Source organism: Paenibacillus sp. FSL K6-2859, from assembly GCF_038008265.1.
GTDB lineage: Bacteria > Bacillota > Bacilli > Paenibacillales > Paenibacillaceae > Paenibacillus_AQ > Paenibacillus_AQ nitricinens.
The window spans coordinates 98,571-121,780 of record NZ_JBBOYU010000002.1; the positions used below are offsets into that span (position 1 = coordinate 98,571).

General features: G+C 41.5%; 22 protein-coding genes and 2 pseudogenes. 3 read left to right on the forward strand and 21 right to left on the reverse strand.

What is annotated here, in order from left to right:
• Positions 1–373: 373 nt before the first annotated feature.
• Together MHB64_RS31045 and MHB64_RS31050 are read right to left on the reverse strand one after the other, a co-directional pair.
• Positions 374–682: a hypothetical protein gene (locus tag MHB64_RS31045; RefSeq protein ID WP_341136195.1), complete on the reverse strand. Its 309-nt coding sequence runs from the start codon at positions 680–682 to the stop codon at positions 374–376.
• A gap of 71 nt (positions 683–753) precedes the next feature.
• Positions 754–1,116 (reverse strand): hypothetical protein, encoded by a 363-nt coding sequence (locus MHB64_RS31050; protein ID WP_341136196.1) that lies wholly within the window; start codon positions 1,114–1,116, stop codon positions 754–756.
• 229 nt (positions 1,117–1,345) lie between these two features.
• Between MHB64_RS31050 and MHB64_RS31055 the strand changes: the two genes are divergently transcribed.
• Positions 1,346–1,672 carry a hypothetical protein gene (locus MHB64_RS31055; protein WP_341136197.1) on the forward strand — a complete coding sequence of 109 codons (327 nt, stop codon included), beginning with the start codon at positions 1,346–1,348 and terminating at the stop codon, positions 1,670–1,672.
• Positions 1,673–1,860: 188 nt separating this feature from the next.
• Complete coding sequence (locus MHB64_RS31060; RefSeq protein ID WP_341136198.1) at positions 1,861–3,042, forward strand: hypothetical protein; 1,182 nt, start codon at positions 1,861–1,863, stop codon at positions 3,040–3,042.
• Positions 3,043–3,178: 136 nt separating this feature from the next.
• Here MHB64_RS31060 and MHB64_RS31065 read toward each other — a convergent pair whose 3' ends face one another.
• The 6 genes from MHB64_RS31065 to ltrA (MHB64_RS31090) form a co-directional block, all read right to left on the reverse strand.
• A complete protein-coding gene (locus MHB64_RS31065) occupies positions 3,179–4,897 on the reverse strand; it encodes a hypothetical protein (protein ID WP_341136199.1) in 1,719 nt (572 codons plus the stop codon).
• A 171-nt stretch (positions 4,898–5,068) separates the two neighbouring features.
• Positions 5,069–6,817: a group II intron reverse transcriptase/maturase gene (ltrA, locus tag MHB64_RS31070; RefSeq protein WP_341136200.1), complete on the reverse strand. Its 1,749-nt coding sequence runs from the start codon at positions 6,815–6,817 to the stop codon at positions 5,069–5,071.
• A 754-nt stretch (positions 6,818–7,571) separates the two neighbouring features.
• Positions 7,572–8,720: a hypothetical protein gene (locus MHB64_RS31075; protein WP_341136201.1), complete on the reverse strand. Its 1,149-nt coding sequence runs from the start codon at positions 8,718–8,720 to the stop codon at positions 7,572–7,574.
• A gap of 1 nt (position 8,721) precedes the next feature.
• The gene (locus MHB64_RS31080; RefSeq protein WP_076179615.1) at positions 8,722–9,372 is read right to left on the reverse strand and encodes a hypothetical protein; all 651 of its coding nucleotides are present in this window, start codon (positions 9,370–9,372) and stop codon (positions 8,722–8,724) included.
• Between the two features lie 29 nt (positions 9,373–9,401).
• Positions 9,402–10,187 carry a DUF6094 domain-containing protein gene (locus MHB64_RS31085; RefSeq protein WP_341136202.1) on the reverse strand — a complete coding sequence of 262 codons (786 nt, stop codon included), beginning with the start codon at positions 10,185–10,187 and terminating at the stop codon, positions 9,402–9,404.
• A 66-nt stretch (positions 10,188–10,253) separates the two neighbouring features.
• Positions 10,254–12,131: a group II intron reverse transcriptase/maturase gene (gene ltrA, locus MHB64_RS31090; protein ID WP_341136203.1), complete on the reverse strand. Its 1,878-nt coding sequence runs from the start codon at positions 12,129–12,131 to the stop codon at positions 10,254–10,256.
• A gap of 181 nt (positions 12,132–12,312) precedes the next feature.
• Between ltrA (MHB64_RS31090) and MHB64_RS31095 the strand changes: the two genes are divergently transcribed.
• On the forward strand, positions 12,313–12,642 hold the full coding sequence (locus tag MHB64_RS31095) for a hypothetical protein (RefSeq protein ID WP_341136204.1): 330 nt from the start codon (positions 12,313–12,315) through the stop codon (positions 12,640–12,642).
• 118 nt (positions 12,643–12,760) lie between these two features.
• On the opposite strand, the gene MHB64_RS31100 is transcribed toward MHB64_RS31095, so the two are convergent.
• From MHB64_RS31100 to MHB64_RS31160, 13 genes and pseudogenes are all read right to left on the reverse strand, one after another.
• Positions 12,761–12,916, reverse strand: a complete 156-nt coding sequence (locus MHB64_RS31100; RefSeq protein ID WP_341136205.1) for a hypothetical protein — start codon at positions 12,914–12,916, stop codon at positions 12,761–12,763.
• A 400-nt stretch (positions 12,917–13,316) separates the two neighbouring features.
• Complete coding sequence (locus MHB64_RS31105) at positions 13,317–13,679, reverse strand: DUF6094 domain-containing protein (protein ID WP_341136206.1); 363 nt, start codon at positions 13,677–13,679, stop codon at positions 13,317–13,319.
• A 111-nt stretch (positions 13,680–13,790) separates the two neighbouring features.
• Complete coding sequence (dnaN, locus tag MHB64_RS31110) at positions 13,791–14,978, reverse strand: DNA polymerase III subunit beta (protein ID WP_341136207.1); 1,188 nt, start codon at positions 14,976–14,978, stop codon at positions 13,791–13,793.
• Complete coding sequence (locus MHB64_RS31115; RefSeq protein ID WP_341136208.1) at positions 14,950–15,117, reverse strand: hypothetical protein; 168 nt, start codon at positions 15,115–15,117, stop codon at positions 14,950–14,952. Before MHB64_RS31115 ends, dnaN begins: the two co-directional genes overlap by 29 nt.
• A 146-nt stretch (positions 15,118–15,263) precedes the next feature.
• Positions 15,264–16,187: a hypothetical protein gene (locus tag MHB64_RS31120; RefSeq protein ID WP_341136209.1), complete on the reverse strand. Its 924-nt coding sequence runs from the start codon at positions 16,185–16,187 to the stop codon at positions 15,264–15,266.
• Between the two features lie 187 nt (positions 16,188–16,374).
• The gene (locus MHB64_RS31125; RefSeq protein ID WP_341136210.1) at positions 16,375–16,785 is read right to left on the reverse strand and encodes a hypothetical protein; all 411 of its coding nucleotides are present in this window, start codon (positions 16,783–16,785) and stop codon (positions 16,375–16,377) included.
• 40 nt (positions 16,786–16,825) lie between these two features.
• Entirely contained in the window at positions 16,826–17,104 is a 279-nt protein-coding gene (locus tag MHB64_RS31130; protein ID WP_341136211.1) for a hypothetical protein, read from the reverse strand.
• 87 nt (positions 17,105–17,191) lie between these two features.
• Entirely contained in the window at positions 17,192–17,485 is a 294-nt protein-coding gene (locus tag MHB64_RS31135; protein ID WP_280788530.1) for a hypothetical protein, read from the reverse strand.
• Between the two features lie 276 nt (positions 17,486–17,761).
• Positions 17,762–18,085: pseudogene (gene ssb, locus MHB64_RS31140) on the reverse strand (single-stranded DNA-binding protein); the annotation flags it as partial.
• A 149-nt stretch (positions 18,086–18,234) separates the two neighbouring features.
• Positions 18,235–20,124 carry a group II intron reverse transcriptase/maturase gene (ltrA, locus tag MHB64_RS31145; protein WP_341136212.1) on the reverse strand — a complete coding sequence of 630 codons (1,890 nt, stop codon included), beginning with the start codon at positions 20,122–20,124 and terminating at the stop codon, positions 18,235–18,237.
• A gap of 12 nt (positions 20,125–20,136) precedes the next feature.
• Positions 20,137–20,304 (reverse strand): hypothetical protein, encoded by a 168-nt coding sequence (locus MHB64_RS31150; protein ID WP_341136213.1) that lies wholly within the window; start codon positions 20,302–20,304, stop codon positions 20,137–20,139.
• 549 nt (positions 20,305–20,853) lie between these two features.
• A pseudogene (ssb, locus tag MHB64_RS31155) lies at positions 20,854–21,000 on the reverse strand (single-stranded DNA-binding protein); the annotation flags it as partial.
• Between the two features lie 23 nt (positions 21,001–21,023).
• Complete coding sequence (locus MHB64_RS31160; RefSeq protein WP_341136214.1) at positions 21,024–22,280, reverse strand: hypothetical protein; 1,257 nt, start codon at positions 22,278–22,280, stop codon at positions 21,024–21,026.
• Positions 22,281–23,210: the final 930 nt, after the last annotated feature.

Here is a 23,210-nt window from a genome sequence, read left to right on the forward strand (position 1 = left end):
TTGATGTGGCATTTAACTCCCTTCTTAGTGGCACTAATCTATGTTTAACCCTTACAGGTACTAGCATTTCAGCCTCTTAAAACAATAAACATATTAATAAAATAAAAGAATATAAACACATTAATAAATAACTATGTATATCACTTAAGAGATTAAGAGAATCTTCATCAATAAATCTCCAATTTTAAACCTTCTCTATACTCTATTCTCCTAGACTCTAATTAAGAACACTGAAACCCTTCATATATAGTAATTCTAACCTCTAAAAACACAAAAAAAGCAACTTAGCTGGTTTTAAGTTGCTCCTACGCTATCGATATCCAAATGGTTAATTAACAGATACCTCACACACACTAAACTTCAAAAGATCATTTCATTCAGGTAATAATCCTGATCTCAACGATAAATTTTTTTTCATAAATTTTCTCTGAACCAACACTTTATTAATGGTTTGGATCACTTTAAATTGAATTTTATCTTCAGCAATAAATGAGCTATCATTTTTTAATAACTCTTTTATACTCACTAATCGCGACACTGATAAATCCCATAGTTTTCTTTCAATAGCATCACCAATTTCAATGACTCTTTTCCCGTTTCTTCCCACGGATATCTCATGGGAATACACTGAAAGCACATGATTTCCATCAAACATAAGTTTTGTTTCTAATTCTTCATACATCGTTTAGCACTCCCACAATCAATATAATATATATACTATTATATTGATTAGATAATATAGTGGGTTGGTTGTTAATTCTCAGTTTCATTCTTAGAAATAGATCTTTTTATAAAAAAAGAATTTGCCCATTGTTCCAAAGTAATCCCATGTTTCTCTATAAACTTATCGGTTTCATCTTTTTTGTCAAAAATAAATAACTGTCTATCCTCTTCCTCATCTACTAATTTACCATCTGGTAAACGACCATAATTGTATTCATTAGGTGAAGCATGAAGCAATCGTACATACTCACCAGATAGAGAACAAGCTCCAGCAAGAGCAGTATTATCAATATTCTCTGGAGCAAGCGCACCATAGATCGCACAATGAGTCATTTCTGCATTAAGCTTGTCACATAAACGGCACGTCGGGTATATTTTCTGTTTCATTACCATTTGGATAAAACCTCCATTATTCTGTCTGTGGGATTATCATATAACGGAACTCCCAAAACTCAAAATAAATTCTGTACTTAGTAATTATTTGAAATATTGAAAAATAAACATGTGAATCAACAGAAACTTCATCCATTTTTGACTTATTAGAATTTTTTTGTCATATAATAGTTCGTATAGTTCTATTAAGTAATCGTTTACAATTAAATCACAAGGAGGGTTGTGAATAATGAAACATCCCATTCTAAGTAAAAAGTCGCTCTTTCTTATAATTTTTTTGATAATCCTTATAGGAATATACTTTCTATTCTTTGGATTACCATGGAAGTCCATAGCACAGAAAAAACAATTCGAAGTCTATTTAGAAAATAAATATCAAATTGAATTCAAGTTAAAAAAAATGGACTTTGATTTTATGCACCGCACATACCTTACTTATGCATACCCCGTGAGTGATCCATCTTTAGTTTTTTATGTAGGTCAAGATATTGAAAACAAAGAAATTCATGATCTTTATCAATATGAACTCGATAAACGTAAGGCAGGATCAAAGTAGCTGCGCTTATTTATTTTGAAAAAAGCAAGGAATCATCCGAATTCGGAAAATTCCTTGCTTTTTCTGTTCAAAACCCCATATTTAGTTAATTAAATCATATCTCACACTCTATTATATAGTATAATATGTAATTAAAGGAGGAAACTAGACTAATAAGATCATTTATCCAAACATAAGGAGATGATAGAATGTTTGTAAAAAAAACAATAGCCATGTTTCTCTTACTCGTACTATTGGGTTCTACTGCATTAATCCCACCTCCGGCAAGTGCAAATAGTGAAATAATCCCCGTTAATACTGCCATGCAAGTTGTTGAAAACGATATCAAATCCTTAACTCCTGAGCATGAATTTTATGGGCTTTGGAATCATGTACAGGTGGTTCATCGTGCAGACTTGTATGATATTCATGATAATATTATGGGTTACTACTTCCAACTTATGGATGATGGACAAAGCGTTGGATACTATATTTCTGGAGCAAGGTATGATATAACTCCGATACTAGAATACAGTAGTGCACCGGCCAAAGATTCTTTAGAATCACCGGAAACAGGCAAGAAGTTATATTACTTTGGAGGTGAGAATCAAGCCGCGGCAGCTAATGCCGATGAACTAATAGCTCAAATTGAATTAGGAGTAAAAACGTATAATGAAAAACTACTGCAACAAAAGACTATAACTGATGCTTCAACATTGACTTTAGCTAATGTACTTAACAAATTAGAGCTGAACGAGGACCCTAACTCTCCCCAGCTGTGGCAACAGAAGCTAAACTCGAATGTTTCTTTATTAGCTTATCCATCTACTTACTATTTGGCGGTTCCATCTATGAATCAATATCAAACTGGTGTTAATCATCCTAAAAGCGCCTGCGGTCCTACTTCGTTATCGATGGCCATTCAATATCTGCATAGTATAGGACTCAATGTTCATGATATGCAAACATATTTTAATAATTCAGAACCACAAATGATTAATGGAATGTATAATTTACTAGGATCGGGTATTTTTGGTACATCTGCTGGGAATATGTCGTATATGACATCGTATTTGCTAAATATGCACATGAGCGGATGGTCAGCAACAAATGTCAACGGAAGTTCCTCTGGTGCTACAGATAAATTTAAAGATCGTATCGTCAGTTCAAGACCTCCCCTGGTGATGTGGGATACAATCGGATTGAATTTTCTCTTCCCTTGGCTTGACCCAGCTGTAAGTTGGCATTGGCAGACAGGGAATGGATACAGATCTACCAATGGTGTCTTCGAGTTAGGCGTTAAGGATCCTAGCAGTAATTATACTGTTTCCAAATATTATAACTGGGCTGCTAATCAAAGTTACTTCCTCTTCACTTCTTATACACAATAAAAGTAAAATGTCTTATCAAGAAGCATACCTACATTGTTATAATCATCTTTTTTAATAACGTTCGGATTAAAAAGGAGAAAGCAGCAACTGCTGCTTTCTCCTTTAATTTACTTGAATAGTTATTTTATATCCAAGACTAGAAATTAAAAACCATCTGCCCCTCAGAAACGTTATACGACTTTTTCCTCTTAGTCCCTAGTGCCTTTCCTTCAACAAGAAGTTCCAGCTTCCATTCGTTATCTCTCATAACATTTGATTCAACCGGCTTAGTTGTCAATGCTAACAACCACCGGCGGAAATCGATATCGTTTAACTGTACCTTAGTAGGATCCCAATGCAGTTCATAAGGTTCCAGGAAAGATGTTCTTGATACAGTTAACCCATCAACCCCTAGCTCAATGTTATTGGATACATATATGATTTGTTGTTCAAACCGCCCATGCATGTCTTCTGGAACGATGGAGTGTACCCAAGATACTAACGCTTCTTCCAAAGTTGTTCCAAAATACGTAGAGGTAGTAGGAACTTTATCAATGATATTATCCACTTCCAAATCTGTTATTACTGTTGTTGGAGTAATAGGAACCAAATGTGTAGGCGTAACAGACATCTTGCCCCAAATGGATTCAGCACTCTCTACTCCAGCAATATTGTTCCCTACAAAGCGTTTAGCAAGTTCATTCGCCAAACTTCCTCCGGAACTTTCCGTTAAGGCAGCAAGACCATCCTGACTAAACTGTCCTTCTAAAGCAAGCGCTGTAACCATTTTCGTGGCCATAAGATTGATCGCTAATTCCTGCATCGTACCTTTATAACCGCTATATACAGTTTCACACAGAGCCTGCTGACCAATTCTCCAATGTCGCCGGCTTGCTTGACGAACAATAGATAATCGATACCCCGTTTGATAAAAATAGAGAGATGGGAAATTCAGAAGATCTAAACCTGTACTCACCAAAATTGGATTCGTGAGCATAACTTGAATTCCTTCTTGTTCCCGCTCCGCAATCCAAGCTTCCCGTAGAGGTCCATCTACACTGGATTCTAGAACACCCGTTTTGATTCCGCGCTCCTCAAATAAGGTTTGTAAGCGCTCGAGTGTACCCAGCTTTCCAGTGTACATAGCATATACTCCAACTTTCCGTCCCGCTTTGATCCTTGCCCTAGCGAATTTGATCAGCTGCAGTTCTTTTGGATATAACAACCGATCGCTAAGTCGATATCGCGGCGAGACAATCTCTTCCCCAGTGTCAGGATGATAGACACCTTTAAAGTTGAATGGTACATCTGGATAAGATAAAAGTGTATTAAGTAAACTTCCGAGTAAGACAGGTTGTCCACCTGCCTCAATTTCTTTCTGTACAGCTTTACGCAATAGATCAGATACTTCATTCAAGTTCTTTTCCAAATACCACGGAGGAGCCAATAATCGAATACCCTTCTTCACTATTCGTTTAGTGCGTCCTGGTTTTCGTTGAATTCTCGTTGTACAGGATACAAAGGTTCTTTCTCCCCCAAGCTTAACGTTCAAGGGCCCTTCCTGCAGCTCAGGTAAAACTTCGAACATATCAGACATCTGAATAAAGCAGGCGACGTCACTTAGCATGTCCGTGAAAAGCTGAGGTGCAGCTGCCGGCAATTCCTTTACACTAGTTCGAACAGAAGATCCATTACTGGATGAATTCAATGCATTATCCTTACGAATTTTGGTTACCCTTTCTCGTACGCCATAAAGATCGATCCATTTCCCAACATCACCCCAATTAAACCCCATTTGCTTCAATCGCTGTGGAAACATACGAAAAATAAGCTCAAATAGGTTACTAGCATATCCATTGAGCAGTGTCCCAGTCATTGCAATGGACTTCTTCGCACAACCAATTAATACATGAAAAGCATGCGCTTGAGCGCTTCCACCCGTAAATAGCCATAGGTAAGGGTTTGATGCAATCGCTCCCTTTTCCCCGGCTCCACACCGTACGTGAACCTTTCAGTTCATACGGCGTTCCATCTACTAGCCTACCTATTACACCCTATTTAGCTTACAAAGGCTCCTGAGTTGATTCAGTTTTCTCAACTGCATTGCGTTAAGATTAAAATAGTGGAGATATTTCTTAATAGTCTCTTCGTTCGTCGCGTGTATCAGCCTATGAATGTCTCGGTGTACAATTGTAAGATTCTTAAAGTCATCTCCCCCACCAAGGTATATAGGGGTTTTATGATGACAGTGAACGTCTGATGCTTGTAACGGGATTCCCGTTATAGCGCATCGTCCCTTCTGCATGGAGTAAACTGACAACCGATTGTCCATGTATTCAACGGATCGGTTAGGCAGTTTGGACCTCATAAGTATTACAATCTGTGAGTCCCATGCAAAATCTCGATCATTGTCAAACGGGTTCGTGGATTGGGAGTAGTTTAAGTTCGGAATGGACTTGATGTTCCCTATTGGGAAGATGTACAAATCTCCGATCTTATATGTCCTCCTCGTGACAGGATAGTGCCTCCTGTAAGTCGCCTCCGGCGGCAATCCTGAAGGATATTCATAGGATGCGATGTTCTTAAGACGATACCTCAAGGTTTTCATGAGCCGGAAATCAAGGTCACGGAAAGCTACAGTCGCATGGGTAGCATACTTATAATAATGGTGCATACCCAAAATGATCGAGTTGTAACGGTTGATGTTCTCCGAGCTCGCGTCCTTATGGATTGATTCAATATGTCTCTTCAAAGTACCCTGCATTTGCTTGGTCTTTTTATCTGAGACATAAGTGAAAGCGACAATTTTATGCCCTTTCTTAGCGGTCTTGAACTTGTAGCTCAGGAACTCAGAACTTTTCTTCCGAAGGTTAATAACTCGGGATTTTTCCGGGGATATGTCGAGTTTCAACCTATCCTTTAGGAACTTACGGACTGCATGGAACCATTTATGTGCAGTCGTGCAATCCCTGGCCATTATTCTGAAATCATCAGCATACCGGACGATGAATCCTTCTTTCATATTGCTTCCGCCTCTCAATGCTCGGTACTTCTTATCGTTGCATGAGTAAATATGACGGGTTTTATCGAAAGTTTCCCATTGATCAGCTACCCAATGATCGAGGTCATTAAGAACCACGTTCGAGAGCAGCGGGGACAGGATACCACCTTGCGGAACTCCCTTGGTTGGAATGCCTTCACCCTTTATAGGGGCTTTGAGCATTTTACTGATGACTGACAGCACACGCTTGTCCTTTATTCCAATGTTCCATAGCTGCTTAATAAGCAAATTGTGGTTCACGTTGTCAAAGAAACCCTTGATGTCGATGTCCACTGTGTAATGCAGTTTGTTGATGTTAATCAACGTCTGCACCCTTGCTATAGCATGTCTAGTCGATCGGTTAGGTCGAAATCCGTATGAGTGATTGTAGAACTTAGCTTCGCAGATGGGCTGAAGAATATTCAGGAACATTTGCTGAACTAAGCGGTCTATGATGCTAGGGATTCCGAGCGGTCGCTTGTCTCCGTTTGGTTTTGGAATCCAGACTCTTCTTACTTCACGAGGGCGGTAGTTTACTACCGTTTCCCGCATGAATTGTATGAAGTGGGTCTGATCCAGTTCTGCCATGTGTATGATCGTGTATCCGTCTGTACCCTTGGTTTTGGAACCCGTGTTGGCTTTAATCATGCGGTAGGCCAAAAGGATATTTTCGTCGGAGATGATCATTTCCATGAGGTCTCTGAAATTACGCTTCCCGCTCTTACTCTGGGCGTAAAGGTCTTTTTGAATCTCCACTGATTCGTAGTATTTATTGCCTCAGGACGTCTTTGTGTTCATCGGTGTAGGACCACCCCCTAAGAGTGAATCCAACTCACCTTCTTACCCGAAGGATGAACTTTAGCAAGCTAGAATGTAAAATGGTGATCTGTAGACTTGGGGCTATCCCTCCACTGTTTTTCCACAGTTTCAACGGTACTGTGCCCCTACTTTCACAACAACAAACACATTTCGGCTGAAGCCTTATAGTGACCCTTCCGGTGATAGCCGTTTGGTATGAAGGTCTGTTGCTTACAACGTTCCGATAGATTTAGCTGTACATATGCCTTTAGGTGCCTGCTTTGTACCCGTGAGCCTTATAGCCCCATTGTTGGCTATCCCGACTTTCATAACGAACACTCTTACTCATCGGTATCTCACCCCGCTTCACACGGTAGCAAGGGTTTCCCCAAGCTTATGCCTCTGGATACGTTCATTCGCAGGTTTGTCAGTCCCACCCTTGGGACATTCTCACCGTGGACATTTTATAGCGCCCCGGCATATCCCGATCCATATCTTTTCCTGGAGCGGGATACCCGCTCCATAAATGACTTAGGAGCGGTTCTGCCGACTTTACCTAGCTTCATACCCATTGGACTATCATCTTACAGAGCATGTAGGAGTATTAGGCTGTTGGTTTTAGCTCGACATGGCGGCCTCATTCCCAACATCAATCTATCAGTTGTATCTCAAAAATCGAGATCAGCAATTTCGCTCCAAAGGAACTTATATGCTAACGTTTCGCACGTTCGTGGCATTCATCTCCAATAGCTAGATCAAATTTATTTTTGAAATAACGCTTAAAGAGGTTCGCTGGCGACACTTTACGAGGAGCTGGACCTACTGGCTTTTTCGCTAGCCCTGAGTAGCTGCTTTGATCATGATTCTTCGCCGTCCACAAGGAAGCATTACATTTACGATTTCCCATCTCATAAATAGGCCTCTTTTTAATAGATCCATCCAGCTGTGACTCCTCTACATGTCGTGTGGCCTTAACATAAGAAACCAAATTGGAACAATATAGATTATTTTTACGCCGAGTCGGCTTTCCCTGTTTATTAAAGAAATCTTCGTACTCCATCGGTACTAGATCTCTCTCTTCTTCTTTCATGAGTAAACCACCACAGTCCGGACAAACCCATCCCTTAAAGGCTGTTTTTGTAATAGGTTTATCCTCGCTACCTACCTTTGGGACACAGGTATACGTACGATCTACCCACTTAGCTGCAGGAGCATTAACATATCCTAATTTGGCTGTATCCCTTGCAATAATATAGACCTCTATCTTTGTAGGAGCGGTCTCCATTTTTTTGCTATCTCTTAAGTGGATAACATCAACATAATTATTCAAAAACTGGACTTCAAATAACTCTTTATTTAGGAGAAGTCCGACTTCACGCTTTGTTTTCTCAATGAGATGGTTTGGAACCATATATATTACGCGACCTCGACCATGCAGAACTTCTGAGAGCAGTGCGAAAAAGGTAGCAATACTCATAGCCGTTTTACCGGTGCCTGGTTCACCAATAAGGAAAAGATTACGTGATTTACGTAATCCTTTAATCAAAGCAGTCACAAGGTGAGCTTGGGACTTAAATAAAGGCCGCTTGAAATGATTGAGGATCTCAAGCGGTTCATCTCTCCCTGGGTGATGGATCGGCACATACTCTTTATCCAAGCGCCGGATTAAATCCGCTCCGAACATGGATAAATAATCCCCTATGTTTTCAATGTCCATCAGTGTATTGAGTTCTCCCGCTCCTATAACCCCATCTTCTGTCTCATGCTCTGCTTCGTTTCCCTGCTCTTGAACACCTGACTGCTGATCATTGATCTCTAATAGCTCATCTTGGCTTTTATCCATAACCGCAGGATAATTCAAATTAGACAACCTCCTGTACTTGTTCATCTTCTGTGAGTATTAATGCGCCAGTCTGAAGACCAAATGAAATACAGCCATCAAGCACATCTTCCTCAACCAGTAATTCATAAACGACCAATTCAGGATTATCATTTGAAAAATCATGTACGTTCAAAGGAACTAAGCCTTTACTTTTTATTAGCTGCTCATAGAGATAAGGTGTCCACTCTTCAAGCAATGGTGTCTCATAATACGAATCAATGGTCCAAAAAAGCTTCTCATGAATGTTCCCATCCCATGCGAATATGATATAGCCATCTTTTTGGCGTTCTAATACCTTTTCACTCACGACTAACCCAGTAACAAAAGTATCATCCTCGCGTAAAGACATATGCTTATATTTTCCGGATGGATAAACATAAAGTGAGCTCTTATCATAATCTTTTTCACCAATCCGTGGTGCATGAGATATTCGGAAGAAAACATCACTTTTCTTCCGAGAATGATGAAATTGAGCAAACATCGCCTGCACTCTGGAATCAATATCAATGACGTTTGCATACACCAACTCATTCTGTTGCTTTCGATCTTTCTCATTTACTTCACGGGTTACAATAATAGAAGTATGTGTTTTTACATAAATATCTTTATGCTTAAACTCCATGAATTTCATATTTTCTATTCCTCCAGATTCGTTCTTTTTTAGCTTTGAATAGTACGAATGTTGCCATACCGATCTACAATTTTAAAAGTAATCGTAAACTTTTCACGTTCGGTAATTACGGTTTCATTGTCTGTTACCTCGGTAGTACTAATACTCTCTTTTTTGACAACCCCTTTAAGAACATGAAGAAGTTTCCCACTTCCCACTTTTCCGTTCAGTTTTCCAGAAGCCATTCTAAGTACTCTGTGCATTTCTTTGTCTGGGAGGAGCGGCTGCAGTCGTTCTGCAGGCTTCTTAGGGGTTGACCATTCCATCCCTTTACGAGTGAGTGAAGATAGGCGTGATACCTCTCTCACATGATCTACGTCGATATGACTCGAGCGAAATAGCTTAGGGCTAATGTTTCCAGGAAACACTTTATATAGTGGGGCCTCTGCCATCGGAATACGTTGTAGTTCGCTTCCCTCAAGCATTAATCCCAAGATTCGCTGTACCTCATTCCTATCAATATATTTAGTAGCCCTCTTTCTTCCGATCGTATACACCTGATTGAAGGTATCATCATGGGAGGCATATACACGGATATCATCCAAGTTGGCCACCAAAATATTCACTATATCTTTGGTCATACGACCACGAGGGATATTAAATATTAGGATTCCATCCACAGCAACATAAGGGAAAAGCTGCCGAAGAAACCGCTTTTCTTTACGCTCCATCTTCGATTCTAACGTCTCGCTATCGTTATATAGCGATAGGTAAGGGTTTGATATGATCTCCCCCTTTTCCCCCGCTCCAAACCGTGCGTGACAGTTTCCCGTCACACGGCTTTCGGTCGATCAGGTAGGTGTCACTTCACTTTACAGTGGGACACTCATGAGAGGTTTGTCTTACGACTTAGCTCTCTCCTGTTGAGGTTTCAAAAGACTCCGGAGTTTGATGATTTTATTAGTCGCTTTAGGATTGTCGGGAAGTCCAATATTGTGAATCCAGGCATGACACTCTGTGCATACCCAGATCAGTTCTTGGACCTTGTTCACTCTATCAAGTGGTAACCAAGGGCGCTTATGATGGCATTGGCTATGAACTTCAACCAATGGTGCATCGCAGCACTTGCATCGTCCTTTGTCCCGGTTGTAGGCGTACTCACGATTCATCATGAACTCGAAATTGTAGATGCCCTTTACTCCAACTTTGCTCCAGAGGAACTCGGTAGAATAGAGGGGTGGCCTATCCAGAGGCAGTTTACGCTTCGTTTGCTCAGCGTACTGCTTCCTGCCTTCCGGCGTATACGGTGTCATGTCCTGATTGAACATGAACCGCTGATACTGGATGGCGGTGATCTGCGCTTTGGTCAAACCAACCCACAAATCACCTATGGGTACAGCCCACGTACTGTCTGCTCTTCCTGCGTGTCGCAGGGGTCTGTTGTTAAGCTTTGATAGCGGAATGTGGTAGGCTTTGAGACCAACTCCTCCCCACTTTCTTCTGAAAACCGCACGTGCAATGTGATGCACAGCGTTGTCCAGTTTGGTGAGGGTTCGTTTGCTCGTGCCCGTTTTCCAATATTCCGCATATCCGACTATGATCGCGTTAATCCTTTCGATTTCGGCTGCCCATTCTTCATGAGTAGTACGTCTGCTGAGGTTGTGGATCGCGCTGGAGAGGGACTTGATCTGTTCCCTGACCTTCTGCGGGTTGGGGTAGTTTTTCCCCACAATCCTTCCAGAACTCGGCTTACCGTGCTTTGCCTTAATCGGCTCAGCTATGAGGTTGAAACCCAAGAACTTAATGGGGTTCTTCCGCATATCTGTAATTACCGTTTTCTCGTCTGACAGTTCAAGCTTCAGCTTCGAACTGAAGTATCTCTTCAGCTCTCTAAGCAGTTTGACAGCGTCTTTCTCCGTAGGAACTTGGATAACCCAATCGTCCGCGTATCGGGTCAAAAAGCATTCACCGAATCCTGCTCGTTTCAAGTAATTTCTGGCCGCGTAACGTTTTGAATACTCGTTTTCGCGGGAAGGGATTTGCCAGCGCCTTGCGATCATCCAGTCGAAGTCATTGAGGTAAATGTTCGCTAGTAGCGGGGAAAGAATCCCACCCTGTGGCGTGCCCTTTTCGGAGTGTTTAAGGTTCCCTCTGTCCAGTACCCCAGCTTTCAACATCTTCTTGATGATTGCTAGTATGCGCTTGTCGATAATCCCAATGTTCCAGAGCTTCTTGATAAGTAAGCCGTGGTGGATGTTATCGAAGTAGCCTTTGATGTCTCCTTCGATGACCCATGGTGTCCGGTCGGCGTGATAGGTCACGCTTCGAATCGCATGCTTGGTCGCTCTGTACGGTCTGAAACCGTAGCTGTGTTCGAAGAATCGAGCTTCTGCGATTGGCTCGATCACAATTCGAATACATTCCTGGATGATGCGGTCAATAACAACTGGGATACCGAGCGGTCGTAACTTCCCATTCTGCTTTTCAATGAAGTGCCGTCGAACAGGTTTCGGGTTGTAATTCGTGAAACACCCCTTAACCAGACCAATCAGCTTCTTGAAAGGCATTTGGAGATAGTGGTCGACCGTTTTCTTGTCGATACCTGCTGTTTTTGAGCCTTTATTACTCTTGATGTTATGAACGGCCGTGATGATCGTTTGATCATTCATGGCAAGTTCGAGCAATCCCGTGAACGATTTCCCTTCCTTGCTTGCGTGGAAGAGAGTGTCTAAAACTCCCTTTAAGTCCTTTTCACTTGCGACAAGGTTTGGAACCCGCATCTGATCACCCCTTTCGGTATGTCGATGCGTTTGCGTATTACCCTCATGGGCGTTTACCCTGTCTATTTCCTCCAACAAGACCTGACCGATTGGCGCCCTTCGCCACACATTGTTTTTTTTTTTTGTAAGATCCGCCCCTGATGATACAATGGAAATATAACCTTAACAGGGAGGGCGTTACATGCAAGAAAGCAAAGATATTAAGTATGTCGTGTTTGGAAGTCCATTGTCTCGGAAAGATTTGAGTCAGTTCATGACATTGAAAACGTATGTTGATACAAGTCATGATACCCGGGCTCTAATGCAGTCCCCAGAAGGGAAACTGTATCTATATAGCTGGCACGAGGAGATGGGTTTTCCAAATGACTCTGTACATGAGCACTACTTCGAAGTAGATAACCAGGAACAATCTGATAGGTATTCTAGAGTCAGCATGATCGAGATCAAAATACATCTTCCTCGGTACATTCATGTCTCACCTGATTGTAAGGTAACAGGTGTGGGAGTTTAACAATACTTAGCATAGGCCGATTCCGGTCTATTTTTTTTGCTTCCTGCCAAAAAACAAGTGTCCTATATTGAATAGGTGTAGTTGGCTTTCCCAACCTCTGACTACTACGGCGCCTCTGTCAGTCATTCAGCATCATAGAACCGTCATTCTCCACTGAGTGACCTTCCCACGTACCGAATTCGTCATAACCTCTTTTTGCAGTCTTTAGGTGGACACTATACACCGGAGAACCCAGCCACGGTTTGAACTCTAGTTGTGCCGTGGACTTCTGCATTTCATTTCAGAAATGCGGAGGAGCGGGACCCATACGAAATCCGTTCCTCGTTCTCATCTGTAATGGGCTATGTGCTTTCCCATTCAACCCTGACGATGCTTGGGTGTCTTCGATTGCTCTCACCATGGACTGCAGGTGGCCCGCGCTATCGGGATCTTCTTCCTTTCGGATGCGCACGATCCGTATTCACGACTTCAACCCCTGCTCTCGCACATTTGAATGTGATGGCACTCTCCTGCACGGGGGTAGTTCTTAGCCCTCGTCTTGTCTGGCGGGGTCAACCGCTTTAGCGACATGAGTTCAGACGGCGGAAGCATTTCAGCCTCCAATCTTTGACGAATTAGTTCTTCTGCTTAATGCTTCAAGCAGCGTTGGTTTTTGCTGTAGGCCTGACTAGGGCTCACAGTTTGCCAAAACGTGGCGCACCATAGGGAGGATTAAGGTACATGAGTCTAAAGGTATCTCTGCTGATACGACACTCTTCATATCCCCCGTATAGAGCGTAGTTCGCACGTTCTCGAAGTTCGAGATACTTCTCTTCATTTGGCTCAATCCCGAAGGTTACCGCCTCAGTGCCTTCTGTCATGACATTCAATGCATTTCCACTGCCGGCACAAAAGTCGGCTACAGAAAATGCGGATTTCGGAAATTGAAGAAGACTACGAATACACAGCGTATCCTGATCTTTAGTCTCAAAATTGCCCATTCTCACTTTGTTATGAATAACCCGGTCAAACATATCTTTCATCTGATTGGACGACATCTATTTCCCTCCTAATTTTTAGCCAAAAAAAAGAGCTGCAGCATGACGCGCAACTCTTTTAGGCATCCTGTTATAGTAATCCCACACACCATTGCTACTACTAAGCCCTTGTCATAGGCACGGAAGTAAAACTGCAGTTACCGATGGATCACCTTCTAATGTCAGATACCCAGGGCTCTTCGAACTACTCACTCGGATCTGAACATTTTTGGTTTCTCGGTTGCCCAGAAGTAAAGCTTCACGTAGATACTTTCCATTAAATTTCATGACGGGGAAAGAAGCATTAGCATCTAAAATAGCTGTAGGAAATCCTTCTGTCAGTGCACTGTTTTTTGATTGAGTATGAACAACAAATTCTCCTGTTGTATCAACTTCAAGCGTCACACGATTATTTTGAGCATCCAGTGACAAAGCACGATAAAGTGTCTTATCCAGCTCCTCTTTAGATAAAGTAATCGTGATTCCCTGATCTATCCCCTTAAAAGCTACAGAAAGATCTGGAAAAGTCGCATCAATCAATCTACCAAAATAGACAATGTTCTTATCTCTTAGGATTAAGTAAGTACTCGTTACTGCGAGTTGAATCGCAACCGAGTCTTTTAATGAATCCACAATCTGTTTAAAGTTCTGTGCAGGGACAATTGAGGACAGAAACGTTTCCGGAGTATCTATAGGGATGTCCGAAACAAATCTACTAATCCGATGACGATCCGTTGCTTGGAATCCTAATTTCCCCTCATGATTATAGATATGTATACCATTCAGTGCGGGTGTTTTTTCATCCGTAGCTGTAAAAAGTGATGTAACAGCAGCTCTTCGAAGAGTCTCTAATGAAATAGGGATCATATCTGTTTTCCCCAAGACGGGAAGCGCAGGGAATTCATCAGAGTCTAAGACACTAAGATTAGCCTTACCACTCTTTCCATATTGAACATGCACTGATGATTCCTTTCTTGTCAGCGTCAAACTACCAGCAGGCAACCGCTTAATAAGTTCGATCCCTTCTTTTGCTGGGAACAAATAACTCCCCTTTACCCCGCCTGTATTTTTCACCTCCATCATCTGCAGCACGGATTGACTAACGTCTACAGCCGTGATGAACAGAGTATCACCATTCAAGTCAAACTTTATCGTTTGCATGATAGGGATAGCGCTCGATTTAGGTATAACCTTCCCGCAGATTGTTAGTGCATTCATGAGGGCACCGTGATCTACTACAAAAGCCATCTCACTCGTTACCGCTACTTCTTCTTTTTCATCCACATGATTTTCATGACGCTGCTCCAAAAGTATTTCCATTATTATCTTCCTCCCAGTTTTTAGGCACAAAAAAAGCCATGGAAAATAAAAAAAACATACCTGTGGCATGCTTCTTAATCTCCATGGCAAATTCTATGCCTGTTATTTTTTTATCCGTTAACCGGATATACTCCTTCACTCGCCGAAAAGGTAGACGGCGGTGAAAATAAATACCTTTCGTAATATCCGTATTATAACAGTTCAACGTCTTTACAATCAATATAAATGGTTCTCATACCTATAAAATAAAGATACCCTCTTTTTGAAGAAGGTATCTTTATTAATTTATGAGTTACCAATGATTCTCTTGGGTAGTTCTATTCCTTCCGGAATCGAAATGTAACAGCGCGTTAGAAGAAATCCAATACAATTGACCTGCATGCCTTCTAACAGACTGTACCCATTTTTAGTAGATACCAGTGAATATACATGATATTCTTTGAACTCTTCGAGAATCATTTTTAAATGTTGCTGTGTTAAGCCAGTCCATACATTCCCGAAAAAACTTTCATCGTAACTTACCCGCTTCACGAAAAGTGGATGTGTCACCGCTGTTTTGTTCGAAGATGGAGGTATGACTACGCTAGCTTTGTTAATGAATGTGTCAAAATGGTACTCGATAACCAACTCTTGTATCAAGGATTCTGTCATTTCCCCATAAAAGTTGAATAACCTTCCATGACAATACTCAGTTAATACAGTGATACCATCCATAGTACACCAGATCATAACATTCTCACTAACCTCTAAACCTCTTGACCGGAGCATCCCCTCACATATAAATCCAAAACGTCCTAACTCGAATCCAGAAGAGACTTGTGAAGCAAAATCGATCAGTTGACGCTTGGATTCATCGGCGGCTTGCTGGACACTGAGTGGATCAGTAGAGCGAGGTAGATATAGCGTGATTTCACTTTCACTTTCATTCTCTTTAATATCATAGTAGATATTTAATTTTTGACAGAGAGCACGAACGGCATGAACTGAAGGATCATCTATACCATAATCTATATGGCAAATCGACCAGTCCCCTTCGTGATAGGCAGAAACAAATGTTGTGAGAATGTCAGCTACATCTTCATCTACAATATCAAATCCGAATTTAAAATCAGCTGATAGGAACATTCTTTCTAATTGCTTTATATGTTCTTTACTTATATAAGTCTTGGGTAACTCTTTAATTTCTATATTTTCTATGGTCATTGACACTATTATCACTCCTGCTTCTTTTTATCACTCCAGCTTAAATCTCGTTTACAGATTCTTTTCCATTTCCGTCCGAAATACAGCTACTCGAAGTGCCTGTAACTCTTGACGAGAAATGTAATCAGGGATTGCCTGAGGAAGGGCGTTTGATTACCAACGCCTCTCCATAGGGGGAAAGTTAAGATGAAATCTAATAAAACTCAATCACTCTTAGTTCATTCACTACCAGTTTAATTTTTCTATCTCGAATAATAAGACGATACTTAAGCATCGAAGTTGAGCTATGCTCAGTGTTGTCGCCAACTTCATATTCCCAGAATCCATCTTCATGCTCGCTTATGGTTCTAAAAATATCTTTCACTACATCCTTTTCCTTAATTAATTTTTTCAGTCTGGATATAGACAACGGATATCTAACAATCACGTGATGCAATCTCGAGAATGGAACTAAATCCTTTATTAAGGTATTAGCATTTTCTAGTCCTACGTTATGAGCTGTATTGGTTTCCTGTGAGATATTAGAGCATAAACCCCGTTCTACCCTTTTATTTTTATCTGAGCTAATGCCAACAATCTTCATGACCATATTCAAAAGTGTCATCAGCGTTCACATCCTTTCATATTTACTATTTCAGTGGAGATCAATTGCACAGCTTATCACTCCATGAACCCCAGCTATGCAAAAGCGCTACCGGTCCATATGTACTCTTTCCGTCAATTCCCATATACAGCAGATATCGAATTCCTTCTACGGTACCTTTATAGTCACTCGGCTGTTTCTCATATTCTGAGTGCAACATGATGGGTTTGATTTGTAGATCTTCAACCTGGTTATTCATGTTCATCTTTTGAGCTGCTGCAGTTCCTACGCAGATATCCATAATCTCTCCATATGTACTAACTAAAGCATAGATATACATGTTTTCCCCCTGGAATGTTCGATTATTTAATCCAGCAGCAAAAATTATTTGCTTGTCACAGAAGTAGCTTCTGATCCTTTTTATTCATTAACTCCAATCATTACGAAGCTTTTGTAATGATTCTGAAAAGGACTCACTCCCATCGAAAGCGTACGCCCATATTTCTTCACTAAACACTAATACCTCTCCGTCAACGGCTAAATGATAAAGGGTGGCGGATCCATCCTCGGTTGTATATTCACTACTCTCTTCATCCAAGGAACCATGCTCTTTAAGATAATTGGTAATGATGATTTCAACAGTGGATGTGAAAGGAATGAGTTCTAACCCATGAACAGTACAACGAGCAATACCACCATCGATGATTTGCAAAAGAAACATTTATATTCCTCCTATGACAAGCCCCTTTCACCGCGGGGACTGTCTTATACTTCCCCGCGGCAGGGAACAACAAAAAGAAGTGATTGCTTAGCAATTCACTCCTCTTTATCTCCTATCAGTAGAGGTTGATTGACTCTCTACTTGTCTTTAATAGTCCACTTTAGAGGGGATCGTTGAATGTTCTCTCTAATCAGGACTGTAAAAGTTGTTTATTAGTCAAAACGTACCGGTTAAACTTCGGAACAAGTTGACTACTCCAGATTAAGGCTTTATCTCTTAAAATGGCAGGTCATCGTCAGATATTTCGATCGGTTTACCATCTCCACTAAATGGATCCATCGTATAGTCATCAGATCTGCTACCAGAAGATGAGTTATTCTGATTCGCTTGCCGACCTACAGAGTTCCCTCCGGAACTGTTATTAGCAGATTCTAAGAAACGAACGTTATCAGCGACAACTTCGGTCACATACACACGTTTACCCTCTCTATTCTCATAGTTCCGTACTTGAATACGGCCTTCTACAGCGCATAAACGGCCCTTTTTCAAATAATTAGCACATGTTTCTGCAAGCTGTCTCCAGGTCAATGGTGATAGGTAACCCTTTGATATTATCTCCAGGTTTTCCCCCACCCCACACCGTACGTGCGAGTTTCCCCGCATACGGCGTTCCATCGATACAAGTAAAGTTCTAGTCACCCTCACTAGACTTTCGAAACAACTAACCCCTCACGGGAAAAGTCGTTAGACTATTCGGCGTTAAGCTCTTTTTTGAGCAGTTTTCGGTACTTCATAATTTTTGTCATCAATTTTACATTTTCAGCCTCTGCTGTACCGTGAATTAGGCGATGGCATCGGTCACATACCGAGGCAAGGTTATTAACTTTGTTGACCTTGTCCATAGGCAGGTATGGTTTTATATGATGACAATTATAAAGATGTCCGTCCAAGAATATTCTGCACACCTTGCATAACCCTTTGTCTCGATTGTAGGCATATTCTCTGTTGAGAATGAACTCAAAGTTGTACAGCTTGTCGTTTTTCCCCTTAGGTACAATCTGATGAAGAGCTACAAAGGCTAAATCTTCCGGCGTGTACAACGTAGGTCTGTTAAGCCTGAGTTTCTTACCTATACGTTCTTCGTATAGAGCGCGACCTTCCGAAGTATACGGCGTGAGATCTTGGTTGAAGTTTTTGGCGAGAGTGCTGGTGGTGAATCCCAATCTGGTCAACCCCACCTTCATGCTGTTCACTTCAACAAAGAATACTCTCAGTTCTTTTCCGGCGTGCCTTTGAGGGCGATTATTGAGTTCACTTGCTGGCACCGTCAACCTCTTCCAGTCTTTACGACCGTAAATTTTGGTAAAGGTTTTATATGCTCTGTTGCTCAGTCTGTAATCGAGACTCTTGAATAGGTATGAACTATTCCCTATCTTGAAGTAATTAGATACTCCAACAATTTTTGAGTTAACAAGTTCAATATGTGCGGCCCTGTCGTAGTCGTTTTTGAACCGTTTAAGTTCGTCGATGTCTGCGGCGATACTCCTAGTCTTTGCATCCAGTTTAGATTTCTCAGGGAGCGCCTTTCCAACTATCTTGTCCTTTAACCGTGCTTTTTCAGCAATGATTTCAAAACCGAGGAATTTTGCTGGTTTTTCCCTGATATTAGTTATCAAGGTCTTTTCTTTAGATAGCTCGAGTTTCAGTACGTGGCTGAGGTATTTCTCAACATCGGTAAGCACCTTTTTGGCTTTATCCTCAGTCTCGCAGAGGATTACCCAGTCGTCCGCGTATCTTACTAAGAAGCACGCTTCGTGGTCTCTTCTGACTCTCCGTGTGCCGTTCTTAGTCGGATTGGATACCTTAATGTATCTTGCCGGGTGTTCCTCGAACTTCTCAGCAACCATCCAGTCAAATTCATTGAGGTAGATGTTTGCCAACAGAGGTGAGATGATGGCGCCTTGGGGTGTTCCGAATTCGTTTTCCTGAAACGAACCATTTTCAAAAATTCCAGCCTTGAGCATTTTTTTGATAATCATGAGGTATCTCTTATCTTTGATGCCCATCTTCCACATGATTTCGATCAGTTTATTGTGGTTGATGTTGTCGAAGAATCCTTTGATGTCTCCTTCGATTACCACATAATTTTTGCACCGGTTGATGAGGTCGAGAGTTCTTGCGATAGCATGGTCGCATGCCCTGTAGGATCTGAAACCGTAGCTGTGTTTGAAGAATTTCCCCTCGGCAATCGGGTCGAGAACAATCCGCGCGATTTCTTGGATCATTCGATCGATCATGGTTGGAATGCCCAACGGTCTTGTTTTGCCATTTGGTTTGGGTATGTGGACTCGACGAACCGGACTTGGGTCGTAATTATTAATACTCCGTTTTATGATGTTTAGTAGTTTATCCTTCTTCATCTGGAGATAGTAATTGACGTCCTTTTTATCTACTCCGGCTGTCATGCTTCCACGATTAGACTTAATGTTGTGAATAGCTGTCAGGATGGTTTCGTCATTGAGCATCAGTTCAATGAGGTTGTAAAAGGGTTCTTTTCCATCCTTAGCCGCATTATGCATCCGATCCAGGGTAGCAACTAATTCTTGTTCGTTCCGAATTTCTAGTCCTTTAACCTTCACCGGACCATCCCCTTATATATAGGTAATCGGGTGAATTAACTGTTTGACTCCCACGTCATTATGACGGTTCGTATAGACCAGAAATTTGCCTTGTAGTCTCTTGTACCGACTAGTCCCCTTCGCTCGTACTGGTTTATTGCCAGTGGTCATCACTACTACGGGACTGCTGCCACTTCTCAAGTGTCATTAGTTCATTCTCCAACCTCGGCTTGAGAAGCTTCCTTTGTTCCGTACAACGTATCCCTTGTTTTGCAAACTTTTAGGTGCCCACTTTACGCCGAAGGTACTCGCCAACCGAGATGAGTCTTAACTGGTTGGTTCAGTCTTATTGGCGCAATATAAGCCAATAATCCGCTCTTTCACCACTGTCGAAGGTGATCGAATTCCCTTGGTATCCTTCCACTTACCTATGTAGGAAGGGTTTCATTCACGACGCTTCAAACGTGGATTCCTCTCGTCACCATAAGCATTGCTTTTAAGGACCTCCGCACCATGTAGGCCATAATAGGTTAGGCCATCAGGTTACGTCTTCACCTAGCTTCGTACAGCCCGCCGGATAGAATTGGCCGCACGTAGGAGTATTAAGGAAGGGTATTTAGACTCTTTACCCTTGCTGGGGATTCCACCCAGCCTCTCAGTTGTACAGTTAGAACGAACTGTTTTGTTCGTTCCCGTCCTTTCACGCGGCAATTAAGCCGCGCTTATGGACGAACAAAGCGCACCGACAGGTATGAAATCTGCTTCACGTTCACCATTTGGTCCAGTGAAATTACGATCAACAGCAAGGGTAAAGGTCGTTGTTGCTACACCGGATGGGGTGTATCTGAGTTCCGGATCCCGAGTGAGTCTACCAATAAGAATTATTCTGTTTAACATTATCTATCAGCTCCTAATTCAATTTATTCAATCATCGCGGTCAACTGAGGCAAATAGCCATTGTCAACGAGATCGTCGATTCCCTTGCCTAAAGTTATATCCCACATAGCCAGGCTTAAAGACATATCTGTGTTCTTTGCAAAAAATTCTGCGCATAGTCCTAGTGTCTGTTGTACCTGTGGTGTGGTAACAATGTCGGCATCAAATGCAATCACTATATGTTTGCATCCCAGCTCTTTCAATACATCCAAGATCAAACTGTAGGTTCCTATCCCGGGAAGTCCTATAAAAGGTTTGAGTAAAGCTTCAGCCCCTTTATCAGCTTTTATCGGACCTTCAGTTATCCATACTTCAGAGCAATCTATAATGTCGGTTGGCATTTCTCCAATGTTCCAGTACGGAAGACATGGGGTCGGCAAGGCTAGATGATAAGGGAGCGGATTACCAATAGAGGAACCGTTTTTCTTGGAACCGCTACTCCACCACCAGTACCGCAGACCTTGCTTGAGTACAACACTGAATACAAATTGCTTCGATTTTGAATAACATTCTTTCTTGTCCTTCTCTGTAAGGATGACTTCTAGCTCTTTACCCTGAACATAGAGTTTGCATCTAGCACGCCGCATCCCGAATTGATTAGGTTCTAGTTCCTTCATGATTTCGCCCTTAATCGCACCTTCCATAACGAGTTCAAGCGGTGGATCATCTACACGAATCTGCCAGCCTGTAATTTCATTTGTTATTGATCGGAACGGAATCATTAGCCCAGCAGCTCCAGCCATAGTCCAATAAGAACCATAAGTTCCTTCTTTAGCGAAAAAACCAGGAACGCCTAATAAATCATTCTGATCACTCACACGATTGATTACAGCTTTAGCAATTTTATGTCTATTCGTACTTGGCATTGTCCGGTATTGTCTTAGCTGGATCTCCTTATCAGAGAACTGGCGGACATTACGTAGATGATAGAGATGATCACTCGACAAAGACATTTCTTCGAGCATCGTGCGATAAACCGCATTCAGGTGAGAATTTGATTTTTTGTCTATCGACTCATCATACATAATCTCCACATTCGTCTTAGGAAGTGCATCCGGATCAAGATAATGCTTATACTGACGACCCATAGTCGTATCAATATAATCATCAGAAGGTACCCGCATACAGCGCACGATGGTTTGTTCATGGTTAATGGCACACCATCCTTCATGGCCGCAGATCGGACATACCGACTGTATCTCATACCATCCAGGTTGCTTACGAAGGCTACGCAATTTCATTTTTATGTTCCCCTCCTATTTTTAAATTCAATTCCTGTTGCCTTTCTATCACTAATATTTTTTTGCCTTCAGAGATACACCGTAATCCGCTGCCTCTCCCGCCAAGAGATAGAGCTTTCATACAGAGTAAGAATCTAAGATTAACCACCAGTTTTAAATTTATAACGTTTTCCAGGATTGCATCCAAAGGTCTGGAAAGCATAAAAAAAGACACATTTCATAAGAAATGTGTCTTCAGGTTCATAACGGGCATCAAAAAAAGGACATACTTATAGCGTATGGCCTTATAGCGTCCATTATTTTACCTATCGCCTCTCGGCATCCCACTCTTCGCTGATATCGGACTGCGAAGAAAATAAATTGATTTCGTAATGTTTAGATTATAGCACCAGATCAGATTCGGGTAAACAGATAATACTAGGGCCAAAAAAAGAGCACCCCAACTTCGGAAGGTTTCCTAAGCTGGGGTGCTCATTGCGTGCATATAAGGTTTGATCAAATTTTAGCATAACATCACACTCATAGCAAGTGGCGCCATTCGATTAATTCTTCCAAAATTCTCTTTACTGAAAAAAAATATTATGCTATATTCGAAGTGCGTGCAAGACTAGGGATAGGTCTATCCATTTACAAAAAAATGGAAGATTTTTAACCCTTTATTTTGTCGCACACAATTTTAATTGTGTGTTTTTTCAGTTTAACCAGAGTATCAATTTTTGATGAAAATGTTTTAGCTGCTACCAAATATATGAGTAAAATAAATAGAAAAAAAGTCCCTATCGCGAGTACATTTAATCTCTGCGGCCGCCAAGCGTCGAGAATAAATGTTAGAGGAATAGGAACTTCACTTATTAGTATTTGTGATTTTATTCTATCACAGACTTTTTGAAAAGTGAAGTGCCTACTCTTCTTCAATGTTGCCTTTTTTTA